A 9,685-nucleotide genomic window follows, 5' to 3' on the forward strand; every position below is an offset into this window, starting at 1 on the left:
GGACCCGGCGGGCCCGCAGGGTGAGCGGCGGGCCCGCCGTCGTCTGCCGTATCGCGACACGGAGCGCAACCCCGCCGACCCCGTTCCGCGCTCGTCCTACCGTGGCCGCATGACGCGATTCGGCTACACCCTCATGACCGAGCAGAGCGGCCCCAAGGCCCTCGTGGACTACGCGATCGGCGCCGAGCGCGCCGGATACGACTTCCTCGTCTCGAGCGACCACTACTCCCCGTGGCTGACCAGCCAGGGCCACGCTCCCTACGCCTGGACGGTCCTCGGCGCCGTCGCCCAGGCCACCTCCGACGTCGAGCTCATGACGTACGTCACCTGCCCCACCGTTCGGTACCACCCGGCGGTGGTGGCGCAGAAGGCAGCGACGCTCCAGCTGCTCTCGGACGGTCGATTCACCCTGGGTCTGGGCTCGGGTGAGAACCTCAACGAGCACGTCGTGGGCGAGGGCTGGCCCGCGGTCCACGCCCGCCAGGACATGCTCGTCGAGGCGATCGAGATCATCCGCGCGCTGCACACCGGCGACCTGGTGACCTACGACGGCGAATACTTCCGCGTCGATTCGGCACGCGTGTGGGATGCCCCCGAGGGCGGCGTCCCGATCGGAGTGGCCGTCTCGGGTGAGAACTCGATAAAGGCATTCGCCCCTCTGGGCGACCACCTCATCACCACCGAGCCCGACGCCGACATCGTGTCGGGGTGGGACGAGCACCACGACGGCGAGTCCCGCAAGATCGGTCAGATCCCGATCAGTTGGGATCCGGACAAGGATGCCGCCATCGCCCGCGCGCACGACCAGTTCCGCTGGTTCGCGGGTGGATGGTCGGTGAACGCCGACCTGCCCACGCCGGCGGGGTTCGCCGGCGCGTCGCAGTTCGTCCGTCCCGAGGACGTCGCGGAGTCGATCGCGTGCGGCCCCGACCTCGACGAGCTTGCCGAGAGTGTCCGGCCGTTCATCGACGCCGGCTTCACCGACATCGCGATCGTCCAGGTCGGCGACGCCCAGCAGCAGCGTTTCGTCGACGAGGTCGCCGCGCCGCTGCTCGAGAAGCTCCGCGCCCTGTGATCACCCGGTGGGGGCGGTGCGAGCCGCCCTCACCGGTCAGCGAACGCTGTACCCGGCTTCGACGACCCACTGTTCGAGACGCCACACCGGGAGCCTGAACACGCGCGCCACCGCCGGAAGCGGATGGTCCGCCTCGGCGACGGCCGCCACGGCGAACTCCCGCAACGAGCGGAAGCTCCGCCCTTCCAAGGGGCCCTCGCGCAGGTCGGCGAAGGTGCGCAATTCCTTCGGTGCCGCCGCGTCCGGGGCGACCAGGACGTACCGCGACGCGCCGCCCATCCCCTGCTCAGCCGCCCGGCGGTGCACGTGAGCCGCCGCGGACGGCCGCGGAGGCGCATCGGTGACCGGGCGCGGGTCCGGCGGTGACTCACGGCCGCTCTCGATGACGGGCGGAGGGAACGCCGGCGTCCCCGTGTCCCAGGGCGCCGCCGGCAGCGGCCCGCCCCAGGTGTGCTCCGTGGCGGCGATGCGGTCGGACGCGATTGCGCGGGGGGCCTCGGCCGCCGGAACGCGTCGGATCGCGGACGGCTCGGGCATGTCGCGGGGAGCGACGGTGTCCGTCCACGGCGCGGGGGGCAGATCGCCTCCCCAGATGACTTCGCTCGGCACCACGTAGGCACTGGCCGTCGCATGGGGTGCGGGTGTCGCCGTCAACCACGGGGCCGGGGGTAAAGGCCCGCCCCACCCGGCTTCGACAGACTCGCCGACCTCGTCGATGGATCGCTCGGGGACGGCAGTTTCGGCGAACAGTTCCGAAACACCGATCTCGAACGTCTCCGCCAGGGCGACGAGGGTCGCCAGCGACGCCGTGGTGCGACCCGCCTCGATCGCCCGCAGACGGGATTCCGACAGACCCGACTCGTACGACAGCGCCACCAGCGAGAGATCGCGCTCCTCGCGGAGCCGGCGCACACGACGAGCGAGGGTCCGCAGCACGTCGTCGAGACGGCTCTCGGTGGACGGATCAGCGGTCATGACGGCATCCCCTCTGCGGGAATCCGGGGAGGAGCCGTGCACGTTCTGCACGAGGATGAACCTCCCCCATCGATCGAGAGCCGGGAACGGTGGAACAGCGCCGGCCGTCTTCTCATCCGCGCCTGTGACCCCACCCGCATACGCCTCTCGTCGAGCGTTCGACAAAACCGTGTCCGGGGAGTGACGTCAGAACAATATCGCGTTCGCCCCGCGGCCCGTGCCAGGCGGATGCTCGAGCGTGTCAGGCGCGGAACGCGGCCGAGCCCAGCACCCGCTCGACGGTCATCTCGAGCACGACCCGCTCGGGATTGACCCGCGGTTGGCGGTAGCGGGCCGCGTACAACGCGACGGCGTGGGCCACGGCATCCGGATCGTCCGTGACCCGTGCCGGGCCCTCGAAACTGATCCACTTCGCCCCGTCGACCGAGCAGATCGACGCCCGCCCGTTGCGCGCCGCGTTGACGAACTTCTGCGTCCCCCGGGATCCGATGACCCGGACGATCCCGTCCTCGTGGGTGAACCCCACGGGCACCGCATGGACGCGACCATCCCGTCCGATGGTCGACAGGGTGGCCAGGTGGTACTCGCGCAGGAACTCGCGCGCTTCGTCGGTCAGCACGTCTCCAGCGTGCCATGACCGACGAGGTCCGTCACGGTGCGGGATGCGGCATCCCATCGGCGCAGCCCCACCGCGTGCGCCGTGAGTTCCTGCGCCCCGGCCTCGGACCACACGGCCAGGGCCTCACCCACACGGTCGATCGGAACCCGCCGGGCGAGGGTGACGTGCGGCGTCCACGCCCCCGGACGGGTGTGGTCGGCATCTCCCCCGGGGCCCGCCGTCTCATGCACACGGGCGTGCAGCGAGAGCAGCGCCGCTGTCGGCACGACCGATCGCGCGATGACGCGCGTACGACCGGAGCCGAAGAGCAGGGGCGCGCCGAGGGTCACCGGAAGGGGGAAGAGGGGTGTCAGGCGCTCGACGGTGATCGGAGCGAGACCCGCACGCACGAGCATCGTGATGTGCGGCCTATTGCTCTCGCCCTTGTGCTGCGCCTGACTGGGCAACCCGGCCCGCGCCAGCACTTGCCACTCCTCACGCACCGCGGCATCCGCCTGTTCGTCCAGGAGGAGTTCGAGACTGACGACGTCCGCCATCGGTCAGCGCGTCGACCACCAGGCGGCCGCCACCAGACCCGGCTGGAAGAACAACCGCGCGAAGCGCTTGCGATCGGTGTCGAGACCGAACGCGGAACGACCCTTCCGCCACTGATCGATGTTGCCGGGGAAGATGGCGACGAAGAAGGCCGCGAGCGCCGCTCCGACACGTCGCCTCTCACGCGGCAGGGCGAGCAGGGCGAGTCCGAAGGCTGCTTCGACGACCCCGGATGCCACGACCACCGCATCGCGATCGAGAGGGCCCTCCTCGACAAGGGCATCGGGTACCTGAGCGTGGAAATCCTGCCGCGCGAAGGTGAGGTGGGATATCCCGGCGAACAGCATCGCCAGTGCCAGCGTCCAACGCACCACAGATCTCATGTGAGAACGCTACCCACCGGTCCGAGCCTGCGGGCGGGGTTGACGAGCGTGCCGGCACGCTCTCGACCGCGATCCGAGAGCCGTTAGATCACCCGTCCCGATTGCGCAACCCCGGGCCGCGGATGGTCGGGCGCTGTTGACTGTTCAGGACGGAGGAGGTGTTCCATGACGATGACGGACGCAGCGGCCCGCGCCACGCACGACGACGACGTGGACGCCCTCCTGCGGCGCGCCGCAACAGGCGACTGCGATGCGTTCGTCGCGTTCTACGATGCCACCGCGCCGCGCGTCTATGCCGTCCTGCTCTCACTGACGGGGGTGGCCGCCCGGGCCGATGCTTTGCTCGAAGGCATCTACGTCGAGGCCTGGGAGCGCATGCGCGGCCGGTCCGCTCCCCCGTGTCCGGGGATGCAGTGGATGTCGGCGATCGCCCACCGTCACGCCGCCGGGCGCGCCTGACTCATCCCGCTGTCGTCGGTGTCGTCGCGGGATGCTCGTCGAGATCGACCGTCAGTCCACTCGAAGAGTTCGCCGACGTGGCGTAGGTCTGAAGCAGTGCGGGATCGAGCACCTCGGGCTCGGTCGCCCCGAACACGAACCGCAACGGGATCGAGGGCTGAAGCCAGATCGTGCTGCGCCCCGCGTGTTCCCCGGCGGGGTGACGCCACGACATGGTGAAGCTCTCGCCACGGCGGAGCTTGGTCGCGATCACGACTTTGATGTGCGCGAGCACACGGTCCGGCACGTGGATCGGGCTCTCGGAAGAACCGTAGAACAGTAAGCCCATGAGCCTCTCCTTCCGGATATCCCGGCTCTCGATATTTTACTAGACAACCTAACTATCGCAAGGGAGGAAGCTCCCGTCACCGATGTCGGAGGAGGTTTTTAGACGCAGACCGAATTAGATCGGTCGACTGGAATCTCGGCAGCCGAACTACAATGGCGAAACGGGGGCTGAGACGCTCGAGGAGACTGATGACGATCGAGACCGAAGACGATCAGGCCACGACGGCGGCGCGCGCCGTCGAACGTCTGCGCCTGGCGGAAGCCCGACTCGCCCGCCGCCGTCAGAGCGACTGCGGCCCGAGCGAGAACGCGCGCGCGGCGATGCGCCTGATCCTCGAACGCGCCGACGCGGGCGCCGGGGTCACCCCGACCGAGATCGCACAGGCGCTGGCCATCTCCACCGCCTCGGTGACCGGGATGCTCGATCGCTTGCACGCAGGGGGCCTGATCGGCTTCGTCGCCAATCCGTCCGATCGGCGCAGCAAATACGTCGTCCCCTTCGACCGGGATGCCGACCCCGACGCCATCGACCCGGTGACAGCCCGCATCCGGGAGTTCGCGCTGGCTCTGCCCGAGGACACCGCCGGCCAGCTCGCGGCATTCCTCGATCGTGTGCGCGAGGTCGTCGACGCGGAATGCGCCTGATCGGCGACGAGCGCAGCGCGGGAGCTCAGAGCGCGGGCGCCGACTCGGGGTCGGGTTCGGTCACGATGCTGAGCCCCTGCGGCGCGCTCGCTTCGTTCATCAGGTCATCGACCCAGCGCCGGTTCAACTGCGGCGCGCGGCTGCCGTAGAAGTGGAAGACGAGGGGGATGGACGGCGAAATCCACAGCGTCCGCGTCCCGCTGCCGTCACCCATCGGAAAATGGAACATGAACGGCTCTCCGCGGCGGAGTTTGTTCATGAACACGACGCGCAGGTGGGCCAACGTCCGGTCCTCGATATCGAACGAGTGGCCGAGCGTGTTGTAAACCAGTTTTCCCACCCTGACAGCTTATCCCGCGGAATGGACTTAACTACTCCGATTCCGCACGGCGCACCCTCGGCTAGAGTCGGAAAGTGCAGATGAGACGACGCATCACCGAGAATCTTCGTCGCATCCCGCGCCCCGTCCTCGCGATCGTCGCCATCGTGGTCGTGGTCGCCGCGATCGTCGGAATCGCCGTCGTGGGCAACCTCGTGACGACGCTGTTCCGGACCCTGGCCGCCACTCCCCCGGCCGTCGACACGAAGATCGTGGTCGCGGATGAATCCAAGGCCGCCCAGGCTGCGCGCCTCGAGGACGCCGACGCGGAGCGGAACGCGGCCGCGCAGTGGCTGGCCGCCCAACCCACGACCTACTGGCTGACCCCGGAGATCGATCCGATCGACGAGGTGTGGGACCGTGTCGCCCATCTCGCCGCGGAGGCCCGTCAGCAGAAGGCGACACTGTCGATCGCGGTGTACGGCTTGCCCGATCGCGACTGCGGAAGTCATTCGGCGGGAGGTCTCGATCCGGACTCCTACCGGAAGTGGACCGCGCGCATCGGCGCTGCGTTGAACAACGCCTCGGACGTCCGCAAGATCGTCATCCTCGAGCCCGACAGCATCGCCCTGGCGTCCTCGTGCGGTTCCATCGAGAACCGGGCCGAATACCTCCGGACGGCGGTCGACGGCATCCGTGGAATCGACACCTGGATCTACCTCGACGGCGGCCACTCGGCCTGGCATCCACCCGCCGAGATGGCCGGGCTCCTGCGTGCTACCGGGCTGCTGGGGGAGGTGCGCGGCGTCGCCCTGAACGTGTCCAATTACCAGGACACCGCCGCGGAGTTCGCCTATGCCCACGCACTGTCGGACCAGCTCGGCGGGATCCACGCCGTGATCGACACCTCACGCAACGGAGCGGGGCCCGCCGGGTCCGAGTGGTGCAACCCCGACGGCAGGCTGGTCGGCAGCCTTGGCGGTACCTACGGCGACGGAGTCGTCGACACGAACCTGTGGATCAAGCCGCCGGGCGAGAGTGACGGGACCTGCAACGGCGGTCCCGACGCGGGCACGTGGTGGCCGCGCGCCGCCGTCGAGTTGACGCGCGAGCAGCGCTGACAGCCCTCCTCACGGGATGCGCACCCGAAATGTGCCAAGATTGCGCACGTCGCGTCGCGACGCCGTGTCTCGGGGGAGTACGCGGGCACGATCTCGTGCGAAGCCGGAAGAGTGGGTCATATGAGCGACAGCACCGAGCTGCTGAAGACAGCCGTCATCGTCGAAGACGATCCCGACATCAGGCACCTCCTCGTCGAGGTGCTCGAATCAGCAGGCTTCTCGACGGTCTCGGTCGGTAACGGTATCGACGGCGTCCGGGCCGTGATCGCCTATCAGCCGCTCATCACCACTCTCGACGTGAACATGCCGGGTATCGACGGCTTCGAAGCCGCTCGCCGTATCCGTGCGCAGAGCGACACGTACATCATCATGCTCACGGGTCTCGAAGAGGAGGCCGACGTCGTCCTCGGTCTGGGCGCCGGGGCAGACGAATACGTCGTGAAGCCCTTCCGCCCGCGCGAGCTCCGGGCACGGATCGAGGCGCTCCTGCGTCGTCCGCGCAGCGGAGACGCCGCCCCCTCCGCGGCTCCCCGGCAGGACAGCGTGGGCCCGTCGTTCCCGGCGCCGCGGACGGAAACGCCCGCAGCGGCGCCCGCGCCCGCGCCCGCGCCGGCCGCGGCGGTCGTCGTCCCCTCGTCCCAGGGTCCCGAGCCGCGTGGGTCCGCCCCCGGCACGGACATCGCGCACCGCGCACCCGCCGGCGAGCTGACTCCCACCGGCGGCACGTGGGTCGCTCATCGCGACCTCCAGCTCGACCCCGACAGTCGTCTCGTGCGGGTCGCCGGCGAAGAACTCGACCTGACCCGGACCGAGTTCGATCTTCTCGCGACCCTGATGGAGTCCAAGCGCCGGGTTCGCAGCAAGGCGGACCTCACCCTCGTCCTGCGCGGTGAGTCCTACGTCACGAGCTATTTCGTCGGCGAGGCGGACAAGCGCGCCATCGAGGCCCACATGACGAACCTCCGCCGCAAGCTCGGCGACAACCCGGCGAACCCGCGCTACATCGAGACGGTGCGTGGCGTCGGCTATCGCCTGACCTCGGAGCTTCTCGCCGCGCCCTGACACGCACCCGCGTATGACGGATGCCTCGACCCTCCCCAGGGCCGAGGCATCCGTGTTTCTGACGCGTTCGGGCGGTCAGATCGAGGGTCCGTCAGACCTTGAAGCCGTGCTGGCGACGGACGAGCTTGGAAAACATCAGGAGGGTCTGGAGCACGGTGACCACGCCCACGATGGGCCATCCGATCCACAGGATCGAGGACTGGACGATCGGGCCGACCATGACCCAGATCACGGCCAGCGCGATCGCGACGGCGATGAGCACCACCATCGGCGTCCAGTGGCCGAGGCCGCCACCGCGCTCGGCCTTGGCCTGCATCGCCCAGTTGTCGACCTTCTTGCGCGACAGGAAGCGCGTCCAGGAACGAACGAAGTGACTGATGCGGATCCACATGAACAGCTCCGCGGGGAGGAACAGGATCGCGAACAAGATGTCGGTGCGGTTGCAGTACTTCATCGTGCGGGCGATGCGCAGGTTCAGCAGCATGGCGATCACCGGCGGAATGAGCCAGAGGGGCGAGAAGACGAAGGCGCCGATCGACAACGAACCCGCCAGCAGCGTCAGGAAGGCCACGCGGACGAAGAGGTTCGTCAGCATGCCGAAGTTCTCGAACCAGCGCAGACGCAGGTTCGGGTGGAACGGCTGACCCTTCGTGTCGCCGCGCTGCCCGGGCCACATGAGCTCGATGGCGCCGTAGGTCCACTTGACCTGCTGCGCGTCGTAGCCGGACAGGGTCGTCATGCCGCCCACGTCCGCGCGGGCGTAGGGGCTGATCTTGGTGAGGTATCCAGCACTCTTGATCTGCAACGAGAGCAGCGAGTCCTCCACCTCGGAGTCCTTGACCCAGGGGGTGGTCTGATGGTTCTGCTTCATCGCGTCGCGCAGGGCGTTGGTGGAGAAGATCGAGAACTGCCCACCGAGCACGGCCATGTTGCGACCGCGCAGCATGTTCTGCAGGTTGAAGGCGGCGAACTGCGTGCGCTGGCCGGCGGTCAGGAACCGGGCCATCAGACCCTTGATGGGCTGGTCGTCGATCGTGTAGATCGCCGAGATCCCGCCGATGCGCGAGTCCGAGACGGCCTCGGTCTCGAGGTATTCGACGGCCTTGCTGTCGGCGATCGTGTCGCCGTCGACGCCGAGGAGGTAGTCGTACCCCTCGACGAGCGAGTAGCCGTAGTTGAGCGCGCCGACCTTCTTGTCGGGGTTCTTGCCGATGTCGTGGACGAAGACCTCGGTGAACTGCTCGCCGAGCTCGGTGTGGATCTCGTGCGGGCCGCTGTACTCCGAGGCGATCTTCACGGTCGCATCCGAGGTGTTGTTGACGACGACGTGGATGACGTCGGGAACCCGCGTCTGCGACAGGAGCGCCTCGATCACGTCCGCGATCGACTCCTCCTCGTTGTACGCCGGGATGACGCACCCGATCGTCGAGCGGTGCACCGACGTGTTCTCGAGCACCGCGGCGAAATCGTCGGCGAAGCCGTGCTCTTCGGCCGCCGCCAGCTCGCGCGACTGCATGGTGAAATCACGAGCATTGGGGGTGAAGCTGCGCGCATCGGTCATGGCGACGTCTTCCTGTCGGTGTAGTGGCGGATCGGCCATGTCCCACTCTGGTAGGTTCACCGCAAGACAACCGCCTCCCACGGCGACCGTCTGCGCAAGATTTCCTCAAGATTGCGTCGCGCCGCAGAAGGAGACGACTCGTGCTCGTCCTCGCGCTGCTCGCATCCATCCTCGCCGCGGGCGTCGCCCTCACGATGCTGATCCTCGCCCACGGGCGGCCCGACGATGACAGGGGCGGCCCTCGGGCCGACATGGTGCGCTATTTCGGCCTGGCTGCGATCGCGGCACTCGTGTGCGGCGCGATGAATGCGTTCGAGACAGCCGGGGGCGGTGTGGGAGCCGCTGCTGGCGGAAACGCCGCGAACCTGCTCGCCCCGGGGCTTCTCTGGGCGGGCGCTCGGCGACTGAACGGCCGTCGGGCGATCGGCGCGGTCAGCACCGGCGCCGGCGCCATCCTGATGTTCGGCCTGACCTTCCTCGCCCCCCTCGAGGATGCGACGCTGCTCAAGACCGCGGGTCTTGCCGTCTTCGGCTCCCTCGGGGCGCTCGAGTGCGCCCGACGACCGCTCGGTGATCTGAAGGCGGCAAGACCCGCGGTCTTGAGC

At 68.6% G+C, this 9,685-nt stretch carries 12 protein-coding genes and 1 pseudogene; 6 read left to right on the plus strand and 7 right to left on the minus strand.

Going from position 1 to position 9,685, the window contains the following annotated elements; translation table 11 throughout:
• The first annotated feature begins 109 nt into the window (after window positions 1-109).
• Window positions 110-1,075, plus strand: coding sequence for an LLM class F420-dependent oxidoreductase (locus QZ433_RS12305; RefSeq protein ID WP_295783916.1), 966 nt, complete (start codon window positions 110-112; stop codon window positions 1,073-1,075).
• 36 nt (window positions 1,076-1,111) lie between these two features.
• Here the strand turns inward: QZ433_RS12305 and QZ433_RS12310 are convergent, their stop codons facing one another.
• The 4 genes from QZ433_RS12310 to QZ433_RS12325 form a co-directional block, all read right to left on the minus strand.
• Window positions 1,112-2,050, minus strand: coding sequence for a helix-turn-helix domain-containing protein (locus QZ433_RS12310; protein ID WP_295783888.1), 939 nt, complete (start codon window positions 2,048-2,050; stop codon window positions 1,112-1,114).
• A 241-nt stretch (window positions 2,051-2,291) separates the two neighbouring features.
• Complete coding sequence (locus QZ433_RS12315) at window positions 2,292-2,669, minus strand: PPOX class F420-dependent oxidoreductase (protein ID WP_295783890.1); 378 nt, start codon at window positions 2,667-2,669, stop codon at window positions 2,292-2,294.
• Window positions 2,663-3,205 (minus strand): 2'-5' RNA ligase family protein, encoded by a 543-nt coding sequence (locus tag QZ433_RS12320; RefSeq protein ID WP_295783894.1) that lies wholly within the window; start codon window positions 3,203-3,205, stop codon window positions 2,663-2,665. Before QZ433_RS12320 ends, QZ433_RS12315 begins: the two co-directional genes overlap by 7 nt.
• Window positions 3,206-3,208: 3 nt before the next feature.
• Window positions 3,209-3,586, minus strand: a complete 378-nt coding sequence (locus QZ433_RS12325; RefSeq protein WP_295783897.1) for a hypothetical protein — start codon at window positions 3,584-3,586, stop codon at window positions 3,209-3,211.
• Between the two features lie 165 nt (window positions 3,587-3,751).
• Between QZ433_RS12325 and QZ433_RS12330 the strand changes: the two genes are divergently transcribed.
• A complete protein-coding gene (locus QZ433_RS12330) occupies window positions 3,752-4,045 on the plus strand; it encodes a hypothetical protein (protein WP_295783899.1) in 294 nt (97 codons plus the stop codon).
• A gap of 1 nt (window position 4,046) precedes the next feature.
• Here QZ433_RS12330 and QZ433_RS12335 read toward each other — a convergent pair whose 3' ends face one another.
• Window positions 4,047-4,373, minus strand: coding sequence for a hypothetical protein (locus QZ433_RS12335; protein WP_295783902.1), 327 nt, complete (start codon window positions 4,371-4,373; stop codon window positions 4,047-4,049).
• A 188-nt stretch (window positions 4,374-4,561) separates the two neighbouring features.
• Between QZ433_RS12335 and QZ433_RS12340 the strand changes: the two genes are divergently transcribed.
• Entirely contained in the window at window positions 4,562-5,017 is a 456-nt protein-coding gene (locus tag QZ433_RS12340) for a MarR family transcriptional regulator (protein ID WP_295783905.1), read from the plus strand.
• Between the two features lie 25 nt (window positions 5,018-5,042).
• On the opposite strand, the gene QZ433_RS12345 is transcribed toward QZ433_RS12340, so the two are convergent.
• Window positions 5,043-5,357 (minus strand): ATP-dependent DNA ligase, encoded by a 315-nt coding sequence (locus QZ433_RS12345; protein ID WP_295783908.1) that lies wholly within the window; start codon window positions 5,355-5,357, stop codon window positions 5,043-5,045.
• Between the two features lie 80 nt (window positions 5,358-5,437).
• Between QZ433_RS12345 and QZ433_RS12350 the strand changes: the two genes are divergently transcribed.
• Window positions 5,438-6,457, plus strand: a complete 1,020-nt coding sequence (locus tag QZ433_RS12350; protein WP_295783919.1) for a glycoside hydrolase family 6 protein — start codon at window positions 5,438-5,440, stop codon at window positions 6,455-6,457.
• A 120-nt stretch (window positions 6,458-6,577) separates the two neighbouring features.
• Window positions 6,578-7,519 carry a response regulator transcription factor gene (locus QZ433_RS12355; RefSeq protein ID WP_295783911.1) on the plus strand — a complete coding sequence of 314 codons (942 nt, stop codon included), beginning with the start codon at window positions 6,578-6,580 and terminating at the stop codon, window positions 7,517-7,519.
• 91 nt (window positions 7,520-7,610) lie between these two features.
• On the opposite strand, the gene QZ433_RS12360 is transcribed toward QZ433_RS12355, so the two are convergent.
• Entirely contained in the window at window positions 7,611-9,080 is a 1,470-nt protein-coding gene (locus tag QZ433_RS12360) for a glycosyltransferase family 2 protein (RefSeq protein WP_295783913.1), read from the minus strand.
• 140 nt (window positions 9,081-9,220) lie between these two features.
• Between QZ433_RS12360 and QZ433_RS12365 the strand changes: the two are divergent.
• Window positions 9,221-9,685 (plus strand): annotated as a pseudogene (locus tag QZ433_RS12365) (hypothetical protein); the annotation flags it as partial.

It is taken from the genome of uncultured Microbacterium sp., assembly GCF_913776565.1.
In the GTDB taxonomy this organism is placed as follows: Bacteria; Actinomycetota; Actinomycetes; order Actinomycetales; family Microbacteriaceae; genus Microbacterium.

Excerpts from the sequence above, each read along its gene's own strand:
- QZ433_RS12330 (WP_295783899.1), top strand. The coding sequence starts at position 3,752 with ATGACGATGACGGACGCAGCGGCCCGCGCCACGCACGACGACGACGTG.
- QZ433_RS12320 (WP_295783894.1), bottom strand. The coding sequence starts at position 3,205 with ATGGCGGACGTCGTCAGTCTCGAACTCCTCCTGGACGAACAGGCGGAT.
- QZ433_RS12360 (WP_295783913.1), bottom strand. The coding sequence starts at position 9,080 with ATGACCGATGCGCGCAGCTTCACCCCCAATGCTCGTGATTTCACCATG.
- QZ433_RS12325 (WP_295783897.1), bottom strand. The coding sequence starts at position 3,586 with ATGAGATCTGTGGTGCGTTGGACGCTGGCACTGGCGATGCTGTTCGCC.
- QZ433_RS12335 (WP_295783902.1), bottom strand. The coding sequence starts at position 4,373 with ATGGGCTTACTGTTCTACGGTTCTTCCGAGAGCCCGATCCACGTGCCG.
- QZ433_RS12310 (WP_295783888.1), bottom strand. The coding sequence starts at position 2,050 with ATGACCGCTGATCCGTCCACCGAGAGCCGTCTCGACGACGTGCTGCGG.
- QZ433_RS12340 (WP_295783905.1), top strand. The coding sequence starts at position 4,562 with ATGACGATCGAGACCGAAGACGATCAGGCCACGACGGCGGCGCGCGCC.
- QZ433_RS12305 (WP_295783916.1), top strand. The coding sequence starts at position 110 with ATGACGCGATTCGGCTACACCCTCATGACCGAGCAGAGCGGCCCCAAG.
- QZ433_RS12355 (WP_295783911.1), top strand. The coding sequence starts at position 6,578 with ATGAGCGACAGCACCGAGCTGCTGAAGACAGCCGTCATCGTCGAAGAC.
- QZ433_RS12350 (WP_295783919.1), top strand. The coding sequence starts at position 5,438 with ATGAGACGACGCATCACCGAGAATCTTCGTCGCATCCCGCGCCCCGTC.